The organism is Pseudomonas sp. MWU12-3088 (assembly GCF_023242405.1).
GTDB classification, from domain to species: domain Bacteria; phylum Pseudomonadota; class Gammaproteobacteria; order Pseudomonadales; family Pseudomonadaceae; genus Aquipseudomonas; species Aquipseudomonas kribbensis.
Map to the genome: position 1 here is coordinate 338,796 of NZ_JALJEA010000004.1, position 21,160 is coordinate 359,955.

The 21,160-nt window shown below is 61.6% G+C and carries 22 protein-coding genes; 21 read left to right on the forward strand and 1 reads right to left on the reverse strand.

Going from position 1 to position 21,160, the window contains the following annotated elements:
* The first annotated feature begins 9 nt into the window (after positions 1-9).
* The 17 genes from fliF to flhB all read left to right on the forward strand — a co-directional run bounded on the left by fliF (position 10) and on the right by flhB (position 14,966).
* Positions 10-1,797, forward strand: coding sequence for a flagellar basal-body MS-ring/collar protein FliF (gene fliF / locus M5B98_RS13115; RefSeq protein ID WP_085710461.1), 1,788 nt, complete (start codon positions 10-12; stop codon positions 1,795-1,797).
* A complete protein-coding gene (gene fliG, locus M5B98_RS13120) occupies positions 1,790-2,809 on the forward strand; it encodes a flagellar motor switch protein FliG (protein ID WP_007958288.1) in 1,020 nt (339 codons plus the stop codon). Before fliF ends, fliG begins: the two co-directional genes overlap by 8 nt.
* A gap of 4 nt (positions 2,810-2,813) precedes the next feature.
* On the forward strand, positions 2,814-3,620 hold the full coding sequence (gene fliH / locus M5B98_RS13125; RefSeq protein ID WP_114881897.1) for a flagellar assembly protein FliH: 807 nt from the start codon (positions 2,814-2,816) through the stop codon (positions 3,618-3,620).
* The gene (fliI, locus tag M5B98_RS13130) at positions 3,610-4,968 is read left to right on the forward strand and encodes a flagellar protein export ATPase FliI (RefSeq protein WP_085710464.1); all 1,359 of its coding nucleotides are present in this window, start codon (positions 3,610-3,612) and stop codon (positions 4,966-4,968) included. Before fliH ends, fliI begins: the two co-directional genes overlap by 11 nt.
* 6 nt (positions 4,969-4,974) lie before the next feature.
* A complete protein-coding gene (fliJ, locus tag M5B98_RS13135) occupies positions 4,975-5,424 on the forward strand; it encodes a flagellar export protein FliJ (RefSeq protein WP_114881898.1) in 450 nt (149 codons plus the stop codon).
* Positions 5,425-5,525: 101 nt separating this feature from the next.
* Positions 5,526-5,831 carry an STAS domain-containing protein gene (locus M5B98_RS13140; protein ID WP_119428818.1) on the forward strand — a complete coding sequence of 102 codons (306 nt, stop codon included), beginning with the start codon at positions 5,526-5,528 and terminating at the stop codon, positions 5,829-5,831.
* A gap of 5 nt (positions 5,832-5,836) precedes the next feature.
* Positions 5,837-7,540, forward strand: coding sequence for a fused response regulator/phosphatase (locus tag M5B98_RS13145; protein WP_248742924.1), 1,704 nt, complete (start codon positions 5,837-5,839; stop codon positions 7,538-7,540).
* Positions 7,541-7,570: 30 nt separating this feature from the next.
* On the forward strand, positions 7,571-7,918 hold the full coding sequence (locus M5B98_RS13150; RefSeq protein WP_085710468.1) for an Hpt domain-containing protein: 348 nt from the start codon (positions 7,571-7,573) through the stop codon (positions 7,916-7,918).
* Positions 7,919-8,023: 105 nt separating this feature from the next.
* Positions 8,024-9,400 (forward strand): flagellar hook-length control protein FliK, encoded by a 1,377-nt coding sequence (locus M5B98_RS13155; RefSeq protein ID WP_248742925.1) that lies wholly within the window; start codon positions 8,024-8,026, stop codon positions 9,398-9,400.
* 145 nt (positions 9,401-9,545) lie between these two features.
* Complete coding sequence (gene fliL, locus M5B98_RS13160) at positions 9,546-10,049, forward strand: flagellar basal body-associated protein FliL (protein WP_085733741.1); 504 nt, start codon at positions 9,546-9,548, stop codon at positions 10,047-10,049.
* Positions 10,050-10,058: 9 nt separating this feature from the next.
* Positions 10,059-11,027 carry a flagellar motor switch protein FliM gene (gene fliM, locus M5B98_RS13165; protein WP_003222890.1) on the forward strand — a complete coding sequence of 323 codons (969 nt, stop codon included), beginning with the start codon at positions 10,059-10,061 and terminating at the stop codon, positions 11,025-11,027.
* A gap of 56 nt (positions 11,028-11,083) precedes the next feature.
* The gene (fliN, locus tag M5B98_RS13170; RefSeq protein WP_085710472.1) at positions 11,084-11,542 is read left to right on the forward strand and encodes a flagellar motor switch protein FliN; all 459 of its coding nucleotides are present in this window, start codon (positions 11,084-11,086) and stop codon (positions 11,540-11,542) included.
* 57 nt (positions 11,543-11,599) lie between these two features.
* The gene (gene fliO, locus M5B98_RS13175) at positions 11,600-12,010 is read left to right on the forward strand and encodes a flagellar biosynthetic protein FliO (RefSeq protein ID WP_412548541.1); all 411 of its coding nucleotides are present in this window, start codon (positions 11,600-11,602) and stop codon (positions 12,008-12,010) included.
* Positions 12,010-12,768 (forward strand): flagellar type III secretion system pore protein FliP, encoded by a 759-nt coding sequence (gene fliP / locus M5B98_RS13180; protein WP_085710474.1) that lies wholly within the window; start codon positions 12,010-12,012, stop codon positions 12,766-12,768. The genes fliO and fliP overlap by 1 nt, the downstream gene beginning before the upstream one ends.
* Positions 12,765-13,034 carry a flagellar biosynthesis protein FliQ gene (fliQ, locus tag M5B98_RS13185; RefSeq protein WP_085710476.1) on the forward strand — a complete coding sequence of 90 codons (270 nt, stop codon included), beginning with the start codon at positions 12,765-12,767 and terminating at the stop codon, positions 13,032-13,034. The genes fliP and fliQ overlap by 4 nt, the downstream gene beginning before the upstream one ends.
* 3 nt (positions 13,035-13,037) lie before the next feature.
* Positions 13,038-13,823, forward strand: coding sequence for a flagellar biosynthetic protein FliR (gene fliR, locus M5B98_RS13190; RefSeq protein ID WP_085710477.1), 786 nt, complete (start codon positions 13,038-13,040; stop codon positions 13,821-13,823).
* Between the two features lie 3 nt (positions 13,824-13,826).
* Positions 13,827-14,966 carry a flagellar biosynthesis protein FlhB gene (gene flhB / locus M5B98_RS13195; protein ID WP_248742926.1) on the forward strand — a complete coding sequence of 380 codons (1,140 nt, stop codon included), beginning with the start codon at positions 13,827-13,829 and terminating at the stop codon, positions 14,964-14,966.
* Positions 14,967-15,075: 109 nt separating this feature from the next.
* Here flhB and M5B98_RS13200 read toward each other — a convergent pair whose 3' ends face one another.
* Entirely contained in the window at positions 15,076-15,450 is a 375-nt protein-coding gene (locus M5B98_RS13200) for a DUF6124 family protein (RefSeq protein WP_134825895.1), read from the reverse strand.
* A gap of 526 nt (positions 15,451-15,976) precedes the next feature.
* Here M5B98_RS13200 and flhA point away from each other — a divergent pair.
* The 4 genes from flhA to fliA all read left to right on the forward strand — a co-directional run bounded on the left by flhA (position 15,977) and on the right by fliA (position 21,139).
* Entirely contained in the window at positions 15,977-18,106 is a 2,130-nt protein-coding gene (gene flhA, locus M5B98_RS13205; RefSeq protein WP_085710483.1) for a flagellar biosynthesis protein FlhA, read from the forward strand.
* Positions 18,107-18,117: 11 nt separating this feature from the next.
* On the forward strand, positions 18,118-19,458 hold the full coding sequence (flhF, locus tag M5B98_RS13210; protein ID WP_085710485.1) for a flagellar biosynthesis protein FlhF: 1,341 nt from the start codon (positions 18,118-18,120) through the stop codon (positions 19,456-19,458).
* Between the two features lie 113 nt (positions 19,459-19,571).
* A complete protein-coding gene (gene fleN / locus M5B98_RS13215) occupies positions 19,572-20,402 on the forward strand; it encodes a flagellar synthesis regulator FleN (RefSeq protein WP_003222917.1) in 831 nt (276 codons plus the stop codon).
* On the forward strand, positions 20,399-21,139 hold the full coding sequence (gene fliA / locus M5B98_RS13220) for an RNA polymerase sigma factor FliA (protein ID WP_007951959.1): 741 nt from the start codon (positions 20,399-20,401) through the stop codon (positions 21,137-21,139). Before fleN ends, fliA begins: the two co-directional genes overlap by 4 nt.
* The last annotated feature ends 21 nt before the right edge of the window (positions 21,140-21,160 follow it).

The following is a 21,160-nucleotide window of genomic DNA, read 5'->3' on the forward strand; positions in this document are numbered from 1 at the left end:
GATTGAGTCATGGCAGAAGCAGTCGCCGATAACGTTCCGGCCAAGGCCACCCCGATAGACGGCAAACCGCCGCTGTTCGGCCTGTCCTTCCTGGAAAACCTCTCCGAGATGACCATGCTGCGTCAGGTGGGCCTGTTGGTCGGCCTGGCTGCGAGCGTGGCGATTGGCTTTGCCGTGGTGCTGTGGTCACAGCAACCGGACTACCGGCCTCTGTACGGCAGCCTTGCCGGTATGGACGCCAAGCAGGTCATGGACACCCTGGCCTCCGCCGACATTCCCTACACCGTTGAACCGAACTCCGGTGCCTTGCTGGTCAAGGCCGATGACCTGTCCCGTGCGCGACTGAAACTCGCCGCTGCTGGTGTCACTCCCAGCGACGGCAACATCGGTTTCGAGATTCTCGACAAGGAACAGGGTCTGGGCACCAGCCAGTTCATGGAAGCGACCCGTTACCGTCGCGGCCTCGAAGGCGAACTGGCCCGCACCATCTCCGCCCTGAACAACGTCAAGGGCGCGCGCGTTCACCTGGCGATCCCGAAAAGCTCGGTGTTCGTGCGTGACGAGCGCAAGCCAAGCGCTTCGGTACTGGTCGAGTTGTACTCCGGCCGTTCGCTGGAGCCGGGTCAGGTCGTTGCCATCATCAATCTGGTGGCGACTTCCGTTCCTGAGCTGAGCAAGTCGCAGATCACCGTCGTCGACCAGAAGGGCAATCTGCTGTCGGATCAGGCGGAAAATTCCGAAATGACCATGGCCGGCAAGCAGTTCGATTACAGCCGCCGCATGGAAAGCATGCTGACCCAGCGTGTGCACAATATCCTGCAACCGGTACTGGGCAACGATCGCTACAAGGCTGAAGTATCGGCCGACATCGATTTCAGTGCCGTCGAATCCACCGCCGAGCAGTTCAACCCGGATCAGCCGGCGTTGCGCAGCGAACAGTCGGTCAACGAACAGCGTACCGCCAGCAATGGCCCGCAAGGCGTACCAGGTGCCCTGAGCAACCAGCCGCCGTCGCCGGCTTCGGCGCCGCAAACCACCGGTGGTGCCCAGGCGTCGACCGGCATGGTGCAACCTGGCCAGCCACTGGTTGACGCCAACGGTCAGCAGATCATGGACCCGGCCACCGGCCAGCCGATGCTCGCGCCGTACCCGGCGGACAAGCGTCAACAATCCACCAAGAACTTCGAACTCGACCGTTCCATCAGCCACACCAAGCAGCAGCAGGGTCGCCTGAATCGCCTGTCGGTGTCGGTGGTGGTGGACGATCAGGTCAAGATCAACCCGGCCAACGGCGAAACCACCCGTGCGCCGTGGAGCGCCGACGAATTGGCGCGCTTCACTCGCCTGGTGCAGGACGCCGTTGGTTTCGACGCCAGCCGTGGCGACAGCGTCAGCGTGATCAACATGCCGTTCTCCGCCGAGCGCGGCGAAGTGATTGCCGACATTCCGTTCTACTCCCAGCCATGGTTCTGGGACATCGTCAAACAAGTGCTGGGTGTGTTGTTCATCCTGGTGCTGGTGTTCGGCGTGCTGCGTCCGGTGCTCAACAACATCACCGGTGGCGGCAAAGGCAAGGAGCTGGCCGGTCTGGGCGGTGACGTGGAACTGGGTGGCATGGGCGGTCTGGACGGTGAACTGTCCAACGATCGCGTCAGCCTCGGCGGCCCGACCAGCATCCTGCTGCCGAGCCCGAGCGAAGGCTATGACGCTCAGTTGAACGCAATCAAGAGTCTGGTGGCAGAAGACCCGGGTCGTGTGGCCCAGGTCGTGAAAGAGTGGATTAACGCAGATGAGTGATAACCGAGCCGCCGTCGCCAAACTGTCCCGGGTCGATAAAGCCGCGATTCTGCTGCTGTCCCTGGGATCGACCGATGCTGCACAAGTGCTGCGCCACATGGGCCCGAAAGAGGTTCAGCGAGTCGGCGTGGCCATGGCCCAGATGGGCAACGTCCACCGCGAGCAGGTCGAACAGGTCATGAGCGAGTTCGTCGACATCGTCGGCGACCAGACCAGCCTGGGCGTCGGCTCCGACGACTACGTGCGCAAAATGCTCACCCAGGCCCTGGGTGAAGACAAGGCCAACGGCCTGATCGACCGCATTCTGCTGGGTGGCAACACCAGCGGCCTCGACAGCCTGAAATGGATGGAGCCGCGCGCCGTAGCCGACGTGATCCGCTACGAGCACCCGCAGATCCAGGCGATCGTGGTCGCGTACCTTGATCCGGACCAGGCCGGTGAAGTGCTGGGCAACTTCGACCACAAGGTGCGTCTGGACATCATCCTGCGCGTCTCGTCGTTGAACACCGTGCAGCCGGCGGCGCTGAAAGAATTGAACCAGATCCTCGAGAAGCAGTTCTCCGGCAACTCGAACGCCTCGCGCACCACCCTGGGTGGCATCAAGCGGGCGGCGGACATCATGAACTTCCTCGACAGCTCGATCGAAGGCCAGCTCATGGACTCGATCCGCGAAGTCGACGAAGACCTGTCCGGTCAGATCGAAGACCTCATGTTCGTGTTCAACAACCTGGCCGATGTCGACGACCGCGGTATCCAGGCGCTGTTGCGCGAAGTGTCCTCCGATGTGCTGGTGCTGGCCCTCAAGGGTTCGGACGAAGGCGTCAAGGAGAAGATCTTCAAGAACATGTCCAAACGTGCTGCCGAACTGCTGCGCGACGACCTCGAGGCCAAAGGCCCGGTGCGCGTCAGCGACGTGGAAACCGCGCAGAAGGAAATCCTCACCATCGCCCGCCGTATGGCCGAAGCCGGAGAAATCGTGCTCGGTGGCAAGGGCGGCGAGGAAATGATCTAACACCATGGGCAAGAACGACGACGATGTGACGGACCTGATCCGTGCCCGGGACGTCCGCGGTTTCGAAACCTGGGCCATCCCGAGTTTCGATCCGCCGCCACCGGAACCCGAGCCGGAGCCCGAGCCCGAACCGCCGGAAATGGAAGAAGTGCCGCTGGAGGAAGTCCAGCCACTGACCCTGGAAGAACTCGAAAGCATCCGTCAGGAGGCTTACAACGAGGGCTTCGCCATTGGCGAAAAAGAAGGTTTCCACAGCGCCACCCTCAAGGTGCGCCAGGAAGCCGAAGTGGTCCTCACCGCCAAGGTCAACAGCCTTGAGCAGTTGATGGCGAACCTGTTCGAGCCTATCGCCGAACAAGACACGCAGATTGAAAAGTCGCTGGTCGACCTCGTGCAGCACATCGCCCGTCAGGTGATCCAGCGCGAACTGGCCATCGACTCGACGCAAATCGAACACGTCATGCGCGACGCCCTCAAGCTGTTGCCGCTGGGCGTGGGCAATGTGCGGCTGTACGTCAATCCGCAGGATTTCGAGCAAGTCAAAGCCCTGCGTGAACGTCATGAGGAAACCTGGCGTATCGTCGAGGACGAATCGCTGCTGCCGGGCGGTTGCCGGGTTGAAACCGAACACAGCCGGATCGATGCGAGCATCGAAACCCGTGTCGGCCAGGTCATGGCCAAGCTGTTCGATCAACTGCACGAGCAGGCCTTGCACCCGGCCGAACCGGATCTGAGCCTCGACTTGCCGGAAGCGCCGAAACCGGCCCCTGTCACCGACGAGCCGCTCGCGGACGCCCCCGATGCGCCTTGAACGCACCAGTTTCGCCAAGCGCCTGAGCACCTATGCGGAGGCCACCGAAATCCCCGGTGCGCCGATCCTCGAAGGGCGCTTGCTGCGCATGGTCGGCCTGACCCTCGAGGCCGAAGGCTTGCGTGCCGCCATGGGCACGCGCTGCATGGTGATCAACGACGACAGCTATCACCCGTCGCAGGTTGAAGCCGAAGTGATGGGTTTCTCCGGCAGCAAGGTGTTCCTGATGCCGGTCGGCAGTGTTGCCGGTATCGCGCCGGGCGCCCGTGTGGTGCCGCTGGCCGATACCGGTCGCTTGCCGATGGGCATGAGCATGCTCGGTCGTGTGCTGGACGGCGCCGGACGTGCGCTGGACGGCAAGGGCGGCATGAAGGCCGAAGACTGGGTGCCGATGGACGGTCCGACCATCAACCCGCTCAACCGCGACCCGATCAGCGTACCGCTGGACGTCGGCATTCGTTGCATCAACGGTTTGTTGACGGTCGGTCGCGGTCAGCGTCTGGGTCTGTTCGCCGGTACCGGTGTCGGTAAGTCGGTGCTGCTGGGCATGATGACCCGCTTCACCGAGGCCGACATCATCGTCGTCGGCCTGATCGGTGAGCGGGGTCGAGAGGTTAAAGAATTCATCGAGCACATTCTCGGTGAAGAAGGCCTCAAGCGTTCCGTGGTGGTTGCATCCCCTGCGGACGATGCGCCACTGATGCGTCTGCGCGCGGCGATGTACTGCACGCGTATCGCCGAATATTTCCGCGACAAGGGCAAGAACGTCCTGTTGCTGATGGATTCCCTGACCCGTTTCGCCCAGGCCCAGCGGGAAATCGCCCTGGCCATTGGCGAGCCGCCGGCGACCAAGGGTTATCCGCCTTCGGTGTTTGCCAAGCTGCCGAAACTGGTGGAGCGCGCCGGTAACGCGGAGAAGGGCGGTGGTTCGATCACCGCGTTCTATACCGTGCTGTCCGAGGGCGATGACCAGCAGGACCCGATTGCCGACTCGGCGCGGGGCGTGCTCGACGGTCACATCGTGTTGTCCCGGCGTCTGGCCGAAGAAGGGCATTACCCGGCCATCGACATCGAAGCCTCGATCAGCCGGGTCATGCCGGCCGTGGTACCGCCCGATCACATGGTCCGGGCGCAATTCTTCAAGCAGCTGTGGTCGCGTTACCAGCAAAGTCGCGACCTGATCAGTGTCGGTGCCTATGTCGCTGGCGGTGATCGCGAGACTGACCTTGCCATCAATCTGCAGCCGCAACTGGTCAGATACCTGCGCCAGGGTCTGAACGACAGCATCAGCCTGGGCGAAAGCGAGGCCTACCTCGAAACAATTCTCGCCCCTGCGACCGGCGGGTAACCGGCCATGGCCCTGAGCCGCGCCGCGCGTCTGGCACCGGTGGTGGAAATGGCCGAAAAGGCCGAGAAAACCGCCGTGCAGCGTCTCGGGTATTTCCAGGGGCAGGTGAAAGTGGCCGAAAGCAAACTCGCCGACCTGCATGCCTTTCGTCTGGATTACTCCGAGCAATGGATCGTGCGCGGCAGCACCGGGGTGACCGGGCAGTGGTTGCTCGGGTTTCAGGGGTTTCTGACCCAGCTCGATACGGCGGTCGACCAGCAACGGCAAAGCCTGCAGTGGCACCAGAACAATCTGGACAAGGCTCGCGAGGCCTGGCAGCAGGCGTTTGCCCGGGTCGAAGGCTTGCGAAAACTTGTACAACGCTACCGCGATGAAGCCCAGCGAGTCGAAGACAAGCGCGAGCAAAAGCTGCTGGATGAACTGTCCCAGCGCCTGCCGCGCCGTGATGCCTACTGAAGGGTTGATCTCTGACAGTTTGCGGTGACTTCCTGCCTTGCCCCTTACCCTTGCAAGTGCTAAACCTTGTACAGGTTCGTCAATGACAAGGAAGCCAGTACATGTCAGTCGTTACAGAAGTTTCTCCGGATGGCCAAAAGCTGACGATCTCGATCAAGGGCCGGTTCGATTTCGGTCGCCATCAGGAATTTCGCGAGTCCTACGAGCGACTCAATAAAAAGCCCGACTCCATCGTGGTGGATCTCAAGGATGCCACCTATCTCGACAGCTCGGCCCTGGGCATGCTGCTTCTGCTGCGCGATCATGCCGGCGGCGACGACTCGGACGTGCGGGTGGTCAACAGCAATTCGGATGTGCGCAAGATCCTCGCCATCTCCAACTTCGACAAACTGTTCGATATCAGTTGACGGCCATGCAGCCGCAAGAACCCCTGACGATCCTGATCGCCGAAGACAGCGCCGCTGACCGGCTGCTGTTGTCGACCATCGTGCGACGCCAGGGGCACGAAGTGCTGACGGCCACCAATGGGGCAGAAGCAGTCGAGGTGTTTTCCCGTCAGCAGCCGCACCTGGTGCTGATGGACGCGATGATGCCGGTCATGGACGGCTTCGAGGCCGCGCGGCAAATCAAGGTGTTGGCCGGTGAAAACCTGGTGCCGATCATATTCCTCACGTCGCTGACCGAGAGCGAAGCTTTGGTGCGATGCCTTGAGGCTGGCGGCGACGACTTTCTGGCGAAGCCCTACAACCAGGTGATCCTGTCCGCCAAAATCAAGGCGATGGATCGCTTGCGTCGTCTGCAAGCCACGGTGCTGGAGCAGCGCGACCTGATTGCCCGGCACCACGACTACCTGCTCAACGAGCAGCGGGTCGCCAAGGCGGTTTTCGACAAGGTCGCGCATTCCGGTTGCCTGAGTGCGCCGAATATCCGCTACCTGCAATCACCTTATGCGCTGTTCAACGGCGATCTGCTGCTGGCAGCCTACACGCCGGCCGGCGACATGCATGTGTTGCTCGGTGACTTCACGGGCCATGGTCTGCCAGCGGCGGTGGGGGCCATGCCGCTGGCGGAAGTGTTCTACGGCATGACTGCCAAGGGGTACGGGCTGGCCGAAACCCTGCGGGAAATGAACGCCAAGCTCAAGCGCATCCTGCCGGTGGACATGTTCTGCTGCGCCACGCTGCTCTGCCTGAGTTTTCAGCGCCGCAGCGTGGAGATCTGGAACGGCGGCATGCCCGACGGTTATCTGCATCGCATCGCTACGGGCGAACGGGTTCCGCTGGCGGCGCGGCATCTGCCACTGGGTGTGCTCAGCCCGCAGGCCTTTGACGATCAAACCGAAGTGCTGCCGATGGCGGTGGGCGATCGGGTGTTCCTGTTGTCCGATGGCGTGATCGACACCTGCGATGCCAATGATCAGTTGTTTGGCGTCGAGCGCTTGCAGCGGGTGTTTGCCGGCAATCGCCAGCCGGATCGGTTGTTCGCCGAGATCGAGCAGGCATTGCAGGATTTTCGCGGCGAAGCCCGGGACGATGTGAGCATGGTCGAGGTCAGCCTGCTGGAAATGGCGCAGGTCAATCCGTCGGCACCGGTGTACTCCGACAGTGGCCAGTCGTGCCCGCTGGACTGGTCGGTGGGTTTCGAATTTCGCGGCGCCACGCTCAAGCGCTTCAATCCTTTACCCTACCTGCTGCAATTGCTGCTCGAAGTGCATGGCTTGCGCACGCAGAGTGGCGCATTGTACAGCGTGCTCGCCGAGCTTTATTCCAATGCGCTGGAGCATGGGGTGCTGGGGCTGGACTCCAGCCTCAAGCGCGACGCTTCGGGTTTTGCCCGTTACTATGAGCAACGCAATGCGCGCCTCGATGCCCTGCAGGAGGGTTATGTGCGCGTGCATCTGGAGGTTCGTCCAGAGGGCGAGGGCGGTTGTCTGGTCGTGCGTGTCGAAGACAGCGGCAAAGGCTTTGACGTGGCTCGGGTGATGGAGAGGCCGCTCGACGGTGTTCGCCTGTCGGGGCGCGGCGTCAGTCTGATCCGGCAATTGAGCAGAAATCCAAGCTGGTCGGACGATGGTCGTAGTGCTCGCGTAGAGTTTTTCTGGGAGGCTCTGGCATAATCCGCGCATTCTTGATCAAGGAGTGAACAAGTGACTGATGCCTGTGTAGATCGCGACGTACTGAGTGCGTTGCAAGAAGTCATGGAGGATGGCTATCCGGAATTGCTGGATACGTTCCTGGCAGATTCCGAAGCGCGCCTGCGTGAACTGCAAAAAACCGCCGATGCCGACGCCTTGTCGTCGGTGGCTCATAGCTTCAAAGGCAGTAGCAGCAATATGGGGGCAACCCGTCTTGCCGAACTTTGTCAGGAGCTGGAACAGCACGCCAGGGACAAGAGCCCGTCCGAAATCATCAAGCTGGTGGCCGACATCCATGACGAGTTCGCGGATGTGCGCCCCGTCTATGAAGCCGAGCGACAGCGCTCTCCCGCCCATTGAGTCAACCGTCCGGCGTTTTTATCCGGCGCCGGACGAAACTGGCCCGGCACTTGCAGTCATCTCGTTCAACTGTACCTACGATCCCAGTGCAGCGGAGACCGTGCCATGCCTGCAACCCCTAACATTCTTATTCAGACTGCCGCCCAGGCCAAGGCGCAAGCCGCCTCTGCCAAACCGTCAGTGGTGGCCGCAGGCCCCGGGGACAAGGCTTCGAGCTTCGCTCAGGTGTTTGCCGATCAGGGGCAGAACAAGCCTGCCGTCACGGTCGATAACTCGGTAAAACCCGCACGCGACAAGGTCGCCGACAACAGCGGCAAGAAGGACGCCGGCAAGGATCAGTCTGCCGCTCCGGACGCGACCGTTGCCGATAGCGGCAAAGCCTTGCCCGCCGATAAAACGTCTTCGACAGCTGCGGACGACAAGGTCGCCAGCGACGATACCTCCGATACGCCGACCACGCCGGTCGCCGACACCGCGCCGGTTGTGGATCCGACGCTTGACCCGGCGCTGATGCAGGTCGTGCAGCCGGTCGTCACACCGCCGGTTGTTGCTGCGCCGGTCGTTGAGACACCTCCGGTGAAGCCTGAGACCCAGGCGCCGGCAGTGGCGGCATTGCCAGCTGCCGCCACTGCGACGACACCTGCCGTTGACAGTGATTTCGATCCTGAGGCCGATCCACTCGATTCGATGCCGGCCTTGCGCATGGCGATGGAGCAGAGCGGTCACATTTCCGCGTCCAGCCAGTCGCAACCCAAGGCGACCCCGGCCCAGACCCAGGCCGACGGCGAACTGACCTCGGCTCAGACCTTCGCTGCCGGCATGGCCAGCATGCTGGATGTGCAGGCCGACAAGGACAGCACCAGTCAGGGCGGCGAAAAAGCCTTCAGTGGTCTGATCGACGATGGTCTGAAAGACCTGAAATCCGCCACCAGCGATACCCGCGTCGATGATTTCGCCAACCGTCTGGCGGCACTGACTCAGGCGGCCACACCGAAAACCGCCAACGCGGTGCCGGTGAACCAGCCGATTGCCATGCATCAGAACGGCTGGACCGAAGAAGTGGTCAACCGCGTCATGTACCTGTCGAGCAATAACCTGAAGTCTGCCGATATCCAGTTGCAGCCGGCTGAACTGGGTCGTCTGGATATCCGGGTGAACATGGTGCCGGACCAGCAGACCCAGGTGACTTTCATGAGCGCCCACCCGAGTGTTCGCGAAGCCCTCGACGGCCAGATGCATCGCCTGCGTGACATGTTCACCCAGCAGGGCATGGGACAGGTCGATGTCAACGTTTCCGACCAGAACCGTGGCTGGCAAGGGCAGGGTCAGGAGCAGGCCCAGCAGGGCCAGACGGGGCGTACCAGTGCCGCCGGCGGTCGCCTGGACTCTTCGGAAGAAGAGTTGACGTCTGCGGCGGTGGCTGAAGCGGCTGCCGCTACAACTCACGTGATCGGCTCCAGCGCCGTCGACTATTACGCCTGATTCATCCTACCCCGAGGGAGCGGCCCTGTCCGCTCCCTCGTCTGTTTTGCCACCGCTCTCCATTCCCCTCCGACACTTCTGGCATAACACTTGCTCTTGCCTTGCCGTGCGACTGTGAAAACCCGATTAGTGACGGATTATTGGCATGGCGAAGAGCGAAGCAGCAGCAGTAAAAGACCCCGCAACCAAAGGCAAACTCAAGATGATCATTGCGATCGTGCTCGGGTTGCTGCTGGCCATCGGCGCGTCTGTGGGGGCGACGTGGTTCTTCATGCACAGCGCCCAGAGCAAACCTGCGGCTGCCGTGGAAACCGCTCCGGTCGGCAAGCAGCCGGCGATTTTCGAGCCGATGGCGCCGGCCTTCGTGGCCAACTACAACCAGAACGGCCGTCAGCGCTACATGCAGGTGAGCATCACCATGCTGGCGCGCAACCAGGCTGATCTGGAAGCGCTCAAAGTGCACATGCCGGTGATCCGCAATAACCTGGTGATGCTCTTCTCCGGTCAGGATTTCGCCACTTTGGCGACCCCGGTCGGCCAGGAGATGTTGCGCCAGAAGGCCACGGCCAGCGTCCAGGAAGTGGCGCAGAAAGAGCTGGGCAAAGTGGTGATCGAACAGTTGCTTTTCACTAATTTCGTACTGCAGTAGGAACACGACATGGCCGTGCAGGATCTGCTGTCCCAGGATGAAATCGACGCGCTGTTGCATGGCGTCGACGATGGTCTGGTACAGACCGATAACGCTGCCGAACCCGGCAGTGTCAAAAGCTACGACCTGACCAGCCAGGATCGCATCGTCCGTGGACGCATGCCGACTCTGGAAATGATCAACGAGCGTTTTGCCCGCTACACCCGCATCAGCATGTTCAACATGCTGCGCCGCTCGGCGGACGTTGCCGTCGGTGGCGTGCAGGTGATGAAGTTCGGCGAATACGTGCACTCGCTGTACGTACCGACCAGTCTCAACCTGGTCAAGATCAAACCCCTGCGCGGTACAGCGCTGTTCATCCTCGACGCCAAACTGGTGTTCAAGCTGGTGGACAACTTCTTCGGCGGCGACGGCCGTCACGCGAAGATCGAAGGGCGTGAATTCACCCCGACCGAACTGCGTGTGGTGCGCATGGTGCTGGAACAGGCGTTCGTCGACCTGAAAGAAGCCTGGCAGGCGATCATGGAAGTCAACTTCGAGTACATCAACTCGGAAGTGAACCCGGCCATGGCCAACATCGTCGGCCCGAGCGAAGCGATCGTGGTCTCCACGTTCCACATCGAACTCGACGGCGGTGGCGGCGACCTGCACGTGACCATGCCGTATTCGATGATCGAGCCAGTGCGCGAAATGCTCGACGCCGGTTTCCAGTCGGACCTCGACGACCAGGACGAGCGCTGGGTCAACGCCCTGCGCCAGGACGTGCTGGATGTCGACGTGCCGATCGGTGCCACCGTGGCTCGCCGCCAGTTGAAACTGCGCGACATCCTGCACATGCAGCCGGGTGACGTGATCCCGGTCGAGATGCCGGAAGACATGATCATGCGCGCCAACGGCGTGCCGGCCTTCAAGGTCAAGATGGGCTCGCACAAAGGCAACCTCGCGTTGCAGGTGATCGAGCCGATCGAGCGCCGCTGAAGCGGCGCAACACCCCTTACGCCTTTAACTGAATTGTTGCCCGCCGAGGACAAATGATGAACGACGAAATGAACGCCCAGGACGATCAGGCACTGGCCGACGAGTGGGCTGCCGCCCTGGAAGAAACCGGTGAAGCCGGGCAGGCCGACATCGACGCGCTGCTGGCCGCCGACGCTGGCGTTTCAAGCTCCAACCGTCTGCCGATGGAAGAGTTCGGCAGCGTGCCGAAGAGCAACGAACCGGTCAGCCTGGACGGTCCGAACCTGGACGTGATTCTCGACATCCCGGTGTCGATCTCGATGGAAGTGGGCAGCACCGACATCAACATCCGCAACCTGCTGCAACTCAACCAGGGTTCGGTGATCGAGCTCGATCGTCTGGCCGGTGAGCCGCTGGACGTGCTGGTCAACGGCACCCTTATCGCTCACGGTGAAGTGGTCGTGGTCAACGAAAAGTTCGGCATCCGCCTGACCGACGTGATCAGTCCAAGCGAACGCATCAAGAAGCTGCGCTGAGTGAAAAAGGTTCTGGGTTCCTTGCTGGCCGCGGTGCTGGCGCTGCCATTGACGGTCATGGCCGCCGAGCCTGCGGCCGCGACTGCTGCTGCGGCGCCCGCGATTGCTCCGGCGGTCAGCAGTGGCGTCGCCGGGCAATTGACGCAACTGGTGTTCGGCCTGCTGCTGGTGCTGGGGTTGATCTTCTTCCTCGCCTGGCTGCTGCGCCGGGTGCAGAACGCAGGGCCGGCGGGCAAGGGGCAGGTGATCGAGCTGATCGGTTCCCGGGCGCTCGGTCCGCGTGACCGCTTGATGCTGGTTCAGGTTGGCAACGAGCAGATCCTGCTGGGTCTGAGTCCCGGCACTATCACCGCGCTGCACGTACTCAAGGAGCCGGTGGACGTCCCGGCCACCTCCGAAAAAGCGACTCCGGAATTTGCCCAGCATCTGTTGAAGATCCTCGGCAAGGATCAGAAGGATAAGAAGTAATGGGTGCGTTGCGCATCGTCTTGACCCTGGCCCTGATGTTGGCCGCGCCACTGGCGTTCGCCGCCGATCCGTTGTCGATCCCGGCGGTCACCCTGGGCACCAACGCCAACGGGGCGCAGGAGTATTCGGTCAGCCTGCAGATCCTGCTGATCATGACGGCGCTGAGCTTCATCCCGGCCGCCGTCATCCTGATGACCAGCTTCACCCGGATCATCATCGTCTTCTCGATCCTGCGTCAGGCCCTCGGCCTGCAACAGACGCCGTCGAACCAGATCCTCACCGGCATGGCGCTGTTCCTGACCCTGTTCATCATGGCGCCGGTGTTCGACCGGGTGAACAACGATGCGCTGCAACCGTACCTGGCGGAGAAACTCACCGCCCAGCAAGCGGTGGAAAAGGCTCAGGTGCCGATCAAGGACTTCATGCTCGCACAGACCCGCTCCAGCGATCTCGAGCTGTTCATGCGTCTGTCCAAGCGCACCGACATCGCGACGCCGGATCAGGCGCCGCTGACCATTCTGGTGCCGGCCTTCGTCACGTCCGAGCTGAAAACCGCGTTCCAGATCGGCTTCATGATTTTCATCCCGTTCCTGATCATCGACCTGGTCGTGGCCAGTGTGCTGATGGCGATGGGTATGATGATGCTGTCGCCGCTGATCATTTCCCTGCCGTTCAAGATCATGCTGTTCGTGCTGGTTGACGGATGGGCGCTGATCATCGGCACCCTGGCCAGCAGTTTCGGAGGTGTTTCGCCATGACCCCAGAAGTAGCGGTCGACATCTTTCGCGAGGCCTTGTGGCTGACCACGATGATGGTCGCGATCCTGGTGGTCCCGAGCCTGCTGGTGGGTCTGCTGGTGTCGATGTTCCAGGCGGCGACGCAGATCAACGAACAGACCCTGAGCTTTCTGCCGCGTCTGCTGGTGATGCTGGTGACCCTGATCGTCGGCGGTCCGTGGATCATCCAGACCTTCATGGAATACATCATCCAGCTGTACAAAAACATTCCGCTGGTCATCGGCTAGGCCATGCAATCGCTGCTTCAGTTGACCGACACCCAGATCAGTACCTGGGTGGCGACGTTCATGCTGCCGCTGTTTCGCATCGGCTCGATGCTGATGGTGATGCCGGTCTTCGGCACCACGCTGGTTCCCAAACGCATCCGCCTGTACCTCGCACTGGCGATCACCGTGGTGATCTCGCCCAACCTGCCGCCCATGCCGGCGGTCAGTCCTCTCGATCTCAGCGGCCTGTTGTTGATCGCCGAGCAGATCCTGGTCGGTGCCGTGCTCGGGTTCTCTTTGCAGCTGTTCTTCCAGGCGTTCGTGGTGGCGGGGCAGATCGTTGCGATCCAGATGGGCATGGGCTTCGCCTCGATGATCGATCCCACCAACGGCGTGTCGGTGGCGGTGATCGGGCAGTTCTTCACCATGCTGGTGACGCTGCTGTTCCTCGGCATGAACGGTCACCTCGTGGTCTTCGAGGTGCTGACTGAAAGTTTCACCACACTGCCGGTCGGCGCAGGCCTGATGACCGCGCATTACTGGGAACTGGCCGGCAAGCTCGGTTGGGTGCTGGGGGCGGCATTGATGCTGGTGCTGCCGGCGGTCACTGCGCTGCTGGTGGTCAACATTGCGTTCGGCGTGATGACCCGGGCGGCGCCGCAACTGAACATCTTCTCGATCGGTTTCCCGCTGACCCTCGTGCTCGGCCTGTTCATTGTCTGGGTCGGTCTCGCGGACATTCTCAACCAGTATCAGCCGCTGGCCGTCGAAGCCTTGCAGCTGCTACGCGAACTGGCACAGGCGCGCTGAGTCATGGCAGAGAGCGAGAGCGGTCAGGACAAGACAGAAGACCCCACGGAGAAGCGCAAAAAGGACTCCCGGGAAAAGGGTGAGATTGCACGCTCCAAGGAGCTCAACACCCTGGCGATCATGCTTGCCGGTTCCGGCGCGCTGCTGGTGTTCGGCGGGATGCTGGCGCAGGACCTGATGGAGCTGATGCGCATGAACTTCACGCTGTCGCGGGAAGTGATCATGGATCAGGGCGCCATGGGCAAGTTCCTGATGAACTCCGGGCTGATTGCGCTGGTGGCGATCCAGCCGATCATGATCACTTTGCTGCTGGCGGCGTTTCTCGGGCCGATTGCCCTCGGTGGTTGGCTGTTTGCGGCAGGCTCGATGGCGCCCAAGTTCAGTCGGTTGAACCCGGGCGCGGGCCTCAAGCGCATGTTCTCCGCGAAGTCGGTGATCGAACTGCTCAAGGCGCTGGCCAAATTCCTGATCATTCTGGCCGTGGCGCTGGTGGTGCTGTCCGGGGATGTCGACGACTTGCTGCGCATCGCTCACGAACCCATCGACCGGGCCATCATTCACAGCCTGCAAGTGGTGGGCTGGAGCACGCTGTGGATGGCCTGCGGTCTGATCATCATCGCGGCCGTCGACGTCCCGGTGCAGCTCTGGGAGAGCATTAAAAAGCTCAAGATGACCAAGCAGGAAGTGCGCGACGAGCACAAGGACCAGGAAGGCCGGCCGGAGGTCAAGCAGCGGATCCGTCAGGTCCAGCGCGAGATGTCGCAGCGGCGGATGATGGCGGCCATTCCCGATGCCGACGTGGTCATCACCAACCCGACCCACTACGCCGTGGCGCTCAAATACGACTCGGAGAAGGGCGGGGCGCCGGTGCTGCTGGCCAAGGGCAGCGACTTCCTGGCGCTGAAGATCCGCGAAATCGCGGTGGCCAACGAAGTCATGCTGCTCGAATCGCCGGCCCTGGCGCGTTCGATCTACTACTCCACCGAGCTGGAAGAAGAAATTCCCGGCGGCCTGTACCTCGCGGTCGCTCAGGTACTGGCCTACGTCTACCAGATCCGCCAGCACCGCGCGGGCAAGGGCAAGTTCCCTGAGCCGCTCAAGGACGACTTGCCGATTCCGCCGGATCTGCGGCGCGATTCCTGACTTTGTGGTGATGAAAAAAAACCGCCTTCCGGTTGAACCCGGTGGCGGTTTTTTTATGCCCGATGACATGCGTTGGCATTGAGGCCGCCACGACGCATTTCTCAAGCCTTTACACGGAGGTCTGCGACGGCGTTAGTTCCAGATTATTCAACACCCGATTCGCTGCCAGTTCCCCGAGCATGATCAGTTGCCCGATGCCCGTCAGTGTCCTGCGCTGCGAGGCGGGCATGAGGTGGGCGAAGTCATTGGCGATGGTTCTGGCGGAAGCGAGGGTTTCGCAGAGCTCGACCAGCAGCTCTTCGTTTTTGAAGTCTGCGGTGACGGCAAACATCCGGCGGGTTCTGCGCGGTGGTGGCGTGGAACCGGGCGGGCAGAGGTAGTGATCGAGGGCGCGGTCGGCGGCTTCGTGAAGCTTTCTGGAGTCGAGGGATTCGTAGGGCGAGGCGGGGTCGGTTTCGGGCGGATTGGGTGTTGGTTTGATCATGGTGAAGCTCCTTTGGGGTGGAGCCGCCAGATCCAGTCGCTAAACAGGAAGGTGGCGGCTGTACGCAGGTTAGCGAACCGGTCAAAGGCACCCGGCAGACCGCAAGGGTCTCCCGCATACAGCCACCATAACGAAATTGCAGACATACAGATCCGCAACGAAGCCTGGAACGCTGGTGCACCTTTAATCTGAGCGAGTCGCTAAACCCGATCGCTGATTCGTCAGCGACAGACCCACAATAAAACCCGACCCCAAGGCGCACAAGCCGGCGGATTCTGGCGTAGCTGTAGGCAATGGCGCAAGGATTCGTAGCCTGTAAGGCGTGTCTGAAGGTGTCTTTTAAACACCCGAGTTTAGAAGGCACTTTTTGCTGACTTCCTGCGAAGGCGACGTCCCGCCCAGCAGAAAAACCACACTCAAACCCCTCTGTTTCAATCATCGGCAAAAGTTGGAAGGCTTCTTGCAGTAGCCGCCGTGCGCCCGCTCTGGGCGTCAAAAGTTTGCTTTAAAGGAACGGGGAAAACCGGTGGATCGCTCTCAGTTAATCAACAGTGCTCGCTCGAACATTGCCGACCTCAGCCGGGGCAATCTGGGTGTGCCGCTGTTGCTGCTGGTCATGCTGGCGATGATGATGTTGCCGGTGCCGCCGTTCCTGCTCGACGTGTTCTTCACCTTCAACATTGCCCTGTCGATCGTCGTGCTGCTGGTCTGCGTGTACGCCCTGCGGCCGCTGGATTTTGCGGTGTTCCCGACGATCCTGCTGGTGGCGACGCTGTTGCGGCTGGCGCTGAACGTGGCGTCGACGCGGGTGGTGATGCTCCACGGTCAGGACGGCCACGCCGCTGCCGGTAAGGTGATCCAGGCCTTCGGTGAGGTGGTGATCGGCGGTAACTACGTGGTCGGTATCGTGGTCTTCGCGATCTTGATGATCATCAACTTCGTCGTGGTGACCAAGGGTGCCGGGCGGATTTCCGAGGTGAGCGCGCGCTTCACCCTCGATGCGATGCCCGGCAAACAAATGGCCATCGACGCCGACCTCAACGCCGGCCTGATCGACCAGACCCAGGCCAAGGCCCGCCGTCAGGAAGTGGCCCAGGAAGCAGAGTTCTACGGTTCGATGGACGGTGCCAGCAAGTTCGTCCGCGGTGACGCCATCGCCGGCCTGCTGATTCTGTTCATCAACCTCATCGGCGGCATGGCGGTCGGTATCTTCCAGCACAACATGTCCTTCGCTGACGCCGGCAAGGTTTACGCCTTGCTGACCATCGGTGACGGTTTAGTGGCGCAATTGCCATCACTGTTGTTATCTACAGCTGCAGCGATCATGGTGACCCGTGCTTCCGGTTCGGAAGACATGGGCAAGCAGATCAATCGCCAGATGTTCGCCTCGCCGAAAGCGCTGGCGGTGGCGGCCGGTCTGATGGCGGTCATGGGCCTGGTGCCGGGCATGCCGCACTTCTCGTTCCTGACCATGGCCGCATTGGCCGCTGGCGGTGCTTACCTGTTCTGGAAGAAGCAGAACGTGGCCAAGGTGCAGGCGCTGGAAGAGGTCAAACGTCAACAGGAGCTGCTGCCGTCGCCGGCCCGCGCCATGGAAACCAAGGAATTGGGCTGGGACGACGTCACACCAATCGACATGATCGGCCTGGAAGTCGGCTATCGACTGATCCCTCTGGTGGACCGCAACCAGGGCGGCCAGTTGCTGGCGCGGATCAAGGGCGTGCGCAAGAAGCTCTCGCAGGATCTGGGCTTCCTGATGCCGACCGTACACATTCGCGACAACCTCGACCTGGCACCAAGCGCCTATCGCCTGACCCTGATGGGCGTGATTCTGGCCGAGGCCGAGATCTACCCGGATCGCGAACTGGCGATCAACCCGGGGCAGGTCTACGGCACGCTCAACGGCATCACCGCCAAAGATCCGGCTTTCGGCCTGGAGGCGGTGTGGATCGAAGTCAGCCAGCGCGCCCAGGCGCAATCGCTCGGTTACACCGTGGTGGACGCCAGTACCGTGGTCGCCACCCACTTGAACCAGATTCTGTACAAGCACTCCAGCGAGCTGATCGGCCACGAAGAAGTGCAGCAACTCATGCAATTGCTGGCCAAGAGCTCGCCGAAACTGGCGGAAGAGCTGGTGCCGGGTGTGGTCACGTTGTCGCAGCTGCTGAAAGTGTTGCAGGCGCTGCTGGCCGAACACGTGCCGGTGCGCGACATCCGCAGCATTGCCGAAGCCATCGCCAACAATGCCGCCAAGAGTCAAGATACCGCCGCTTTGGTGGCCGCTGTGCGGGTTGGCGTATCCCGTGCAATCGTCCAAAGCATTGTAGGGACTGAGTCCGAGCTGCCAGTCATCACGCTGGAGCCAAGGTTGGAACAAATATTGCTCAATAGTCTGCAGAAGGCAGGACAAGGCTCGGAAGAGGGCGTTCTGCTGGAGCCAAGCATGGCCGAGAAGCTGCAACGTTCGCTCATCGAAGCGGCGCAGCGTCAGGAAATGCAAGGTCAGCCGGTGATCCTGTTGGTAGCAGGCCCGGTTCGCGCGATGCTCTCGCGCTTTGGTCGCCTGGCAGTTCCCGGACTGCATGTGCTGGCCTACCAGGAAATTCCGGACAACAAGCAAGTGACCATCGTTGCGACAGTAGGGCCCAACGGCTGAGGTAGTGGTTTATGCAAGTTAAGCGTTTTTTCGCCGCCGATATGCGTCAGGCCATGAAGCTGGTTCGTGATGAGCTGGGCGCTGATGCCGCCATCATTGGCAACCGCCGCATTGCCGGCGGCGTCGAGCTGACGGCGGCGCTGGATTACAAACTGTCGGCGCTGGCGCCACGGGTTCCGAACATGGAACTCGAAGACGAGCTGCGCAAGACCCAGTCGCGCATCGTCACTGCCCAGGCCGAGCTGAGCATGCGTGGTGAGGCCGACGGCAACACCAATCGCCAGTTGTTCTCCGGTCTGCCATTGACCGCCGGCCTGCCGCTGACAGCAGCCGAGCCTCTGACAGAACCGACGTACGCCGCACCGGCCCGTCCAGCCCCGGCACCTGCGCCGGCTGCCGCTGGCGTCGATCCGCGTGCGCTGGATTCGATGCGTTTCGAACTCAACAGCCTGCGCGAGCTGATGGAAGTGCAGCTCGGCACCCTGGCCTGGAATCAGCTGCAAGGCAGCCGTCCGGCTCAGGCCAATCTGTATCGTCGTCTGCAACGCATCGGCTTGTCCGGTCCGTTGTCCCGCGACCTGCTGGCGCTGACCAGCGATATCGAAGAGCCTCGTCAGGCCTGGCGCATGCTGCTCGCGCACCTGGCGCGGATGATCGCCACACCGGAAGTCGAGCCGCTGGAAGAGGGCGGTGTGATTGCCATGGTCGGCCCGGCCGGCATGGGCAAGACCACCACCCTGGCCAAACTGGCTGCCCGCTACGTACTCAAGTACGGCGCGCAGAACATTGCGCTGGTGAGCATGGACAGTTTCCGCATCGGCGCTCAGGAACAGTTGAAAACCCTGGGCCGGATCCTCAATGTGTCGGTGACCCACGTCGACCCGGGCCAGTCCCTGGTGCAGGCGCTGGATCCACTGTTGCGCAAACGCGTGGTGCTGATCGACACCGCCGGCCTGCAGGCCAGCGATCCGGCACTGCGCATGCAGCTGGAAAGTCTGGCCGGTCGTGGCATTCGGTCGAAAAATTATCTGGTGCTGGCAACCACCAGCCAGAAACAGGTTCTAACCGCCGCTTATCACAGTTACAAGCGTTGCGGGCTCGCCGGGTGCATCCTGACTAAACTGGATGAGACGGCCAGCCTTGGCGAAGTGCTGAGCCTGGCGATCAGTCATGAACTGCCGGTCGCCTACCTGACCGATGGCCCACGGATTCCGGATGATCTGCATCTGCCGCGCCGTCATCAATTGGTCAGCCGCGCCGTCAGCGTGCAAATGCAGGAAGAACCCAGCGAAGAAGCCATGGCTGACATGTTCGCTGATATCTACCACAGCCCGACCAAGCAGGTTGGCTGAGGTAATGAACAGTTTTTGTACCTACATCGATGGTCTGCCACGCATTGTTCCGGTTGTGAACGCGCAGCCAGTAATGTGGCCTCCGTCTATGCAAGACAAGGTAAAGAAATAACATGGGCAGCATGCATCCCGTACAGGTGATCGCGGTGACCGGCGGCAAAGGTGGCGTCGGCAAGACTAACGTGTCAGTGAACTTGTCCCTGGCGCTGGCAGAGCTTGGCCGTCGGGTCATGCTGCTGGATGCCGACCTGGGTCTGGCGAACGTCGACGTTCTGCTGGGCCTGACGCCCAAACGTACTTTGGCCGATGTGATCGAGGGCCGCTGCGAACTGCGCGACGTGCTGTTGCAAGGTCCCGGCGGGATCCGCATCGTGCCGGCCGCTTCCGGCACGCAAAGCATGGTTCACCTGAGCCCGGCCCAGCATGCCGGTCTGATTCAGGCATTCAGTGACATCGGCGACAACCTCGACGTGCTGGTGATCGACACCGCTGCGGGTATTGGTGACTCGGTAGTCAGTTTCGTTCGCGCGGCGCAAGAAGTGTTGCTGGTGGTCTGCGACGAGCCGACCTCGATCACCGACGCCTACGCGCTGATCAAGCTGCTCAACCGCGATTACGGCATGAACCGCTTCCGCGTCCTGGCCAACATGGCCCAGAGCCCGCAGGAAGGTCGCAACCTGTTCGCGAAGTTGACCAAGGTCACGGATCGCTTCCTCGACGTCGCCTTACAATACGTCGGTGCGGTGCCTTACGACGAAAGCGTGCGCAAGGCGGTGCAGAAGCAGCGTGCGGTCTATGAAGCCTTCCCGCGTTCCAAGTGCGCACTGGCATTCAAGGCGATCGCGCAAAAGGTCGACACCTGGCCGCTGCCCGCCAACCCGCGCGGCCATCTCGAATTTTTCGTCGAGCGCCTCGTGCAGCAAACGGCAGGACCTGTGCTATGACCGCCAGCGGTATGAACCTTTACAAAAAGTCGGCGCGTGACGCGCAGTACGAGCTGATCGAGCGTTACGCGCCACTGGTCAAGCGCATCGCCTACCACTTGCTGGCGCGGTTGCCGGCCAGTGTGCAGGTCGAGGACCTGATCCAGGCCGGGATGATCGGCCTGCTCGAAGTCTCGACCAAATACGACGCCAGCAAGGGCGCCAGTTTCGAAACGTACGCGGGCATCCGGATCCGCGGCGCGATGCTCGATGAAGTACGCAAGGGGGACTGGGCACCGCGCTCGGTTCACCGCAATACCCGTATGGTCAGCGACGCGATTCGCTCGATTGAAGCTAAAACCGGCCGTGACGCTAAAGATCACGAGGTTGCGGCCGAACTCCAGTTGAGTCTCGACGATTACTACGGGATTTTGAACGACACCCTGGGCAGCCGACTGTTCAGTTTCGACGACCTGTTGCAGGACGGCGAACACGAAGGGCTGCACGAGGATGGCGCCAGTGCTCATCTTGAGCCGTCACGCGATCTGGAAGATGAACGCTTCCAGGCGGCGCTGGCGGACGCGATTGCCAATTTGCCGGAGCGTGAGCGACTGGTGTTGGCGCTGTACTACGACGAAGAGCTGAACCTCAAGGAAATCGGTGAAGTCCTTGGCGTCAGTGAATCGCGGGTCAGCCAGTTACACAGCCAGTGCGCGGCCCGCTTGCGGGGGCGTTTGGGGGAGTGGCGAGCGCGCTGAAGGCAGTGTGGGGACACTGCG

Bases quoted from the DNA above. Each gene is read 5' to 3' on its own strand.
- fliR (WP_085710477.1), top strand. From the start codon at position 13,038: ATGCAATCGCTGCTTCAGTTGACCGACACCCAGATCAGTACCTGGGTG.
- fliN (WP_085710472.1), top strand. From the start codon at position 11,084: ATGAACGACGAAATGAACGCCCAGGACGATCAGGCACTGGCCGACGAG.
- fliH (WP_114881897.1), top strand. From the start codon at position 2,814: ATGGGCAAGAACGACGACGATGTGACGGACCTGATCCGTGCCCGGGAC.
- M5B98_RS13155 (WP_248742925.1), top strand. From the start codon at position 8,024: ATGCCTGCAACCCCTAACATTCTTATTCAGACTGCCGCCCAGGCCAAG.
- flhF (WP_085710485.1), top strand. From the start codon at position 18,118: ATGCAAGTTAAGCGTTTTTTCGCCGCCGATATGCGTCAGGCCATGAAG.
- fliO (WP_412548541.1), top strand. From the start codon at position 11,600: ATGGCCGCCGAGCCTGCGGCCGCGACTGCTGCTGCGGCGCCCGCGATT.
- fliJ (WP_114881898.1), top strand. From the start codon at position 4,975: ATGGCCCTGAGCCGCGCCGCGCGTCTGGCACCGGTGGTGGAAATGGCC.
- flhB (WP_248742926.1), top strand. From the start codon at position 13,827: ATGGCAGAGAGCGAGAGCGGTCAGGACAAGACAGAAGACCCCACGGAG.
- fliI (WP_085710464.1), top strand. From the start codon at position 3,610: ATGCGCCTTGAACGCACCAGTTTCGCCAAGCGCCTGAGCACCTATGCG.
- fliL (WP_085733741.1), top strand. From the start codon at position 9,546: ATGGCGAAGAGCGAAGCAGCAGCAGTAAAAGACCCCGCAACCAAAGGC.
- fleN (WP_003222917.1), top strand. From the start codon at position 19,572: ATGGGCAGCATGCATCCCGTACAGGTGATCGCGGTGACCGGCGGCAAA.
- M5B98_RS13200 (WP_134825895.1), bottom strand. From the start codon at position 15,450: ATGATCAAACCAACACCCAATCCGCCCGAAACCGACCCCGCCTCGCCC.
- M5B98_RS13140 (WP_119428818.1), top strand. From the start codon at position 5,526: ATGTCAGTCGTTACAGAAGTTTCTCCGGATGGCCAAAAGCTGACGATC.
- fliF (WP_085710461.1), top strand. From the start codon at position 10: ATGGCAGAAGCAGTCGCCGATAACGTTCCGGCCAAGGCCACCCCGATA.
- fliQ (WP_085710476.1), top strand. From the start codon at position 12,765: ATGACCCCAGAAGTAGCGGTCGACATCTTTCGCGAGGCCTTGTGGCTG.
- fliP (WP_085710474.1), top strand. From the start codon at position 12,010: ATGGGTGCGTTGCGCATCGTCTTGACCCTGGCCCTGATGTTGGCCGCG.
- fliM (WP_003222890.1), top strand. From the start codon at position 10,059: ATGGCCGTGCAGGATCTGCTGTCCCAGGATGAAATCGACGCGCTGTTG.
- fliA (WP_007951959.1), top strand. From the start codon at position 20,399: ATGACCGCCAGCGGTATGAACCTTTACAAAAAGTCGGCGCGTGACGCG.
- M5B98_RS13145 (WP_248742924.1), top strand. From the start codon at position 5,837: ATGCAGCCGCAAGAACCCCTGACGATCCTGATCGCCGAAGACAGCGCC.
- fliG (WP_007958288.1), top strand. From the start codon at position 1,790: ATGAGTGATAACCGAGCCGCCGTCGCCAAACTGTCCCGGGTCGATAAA.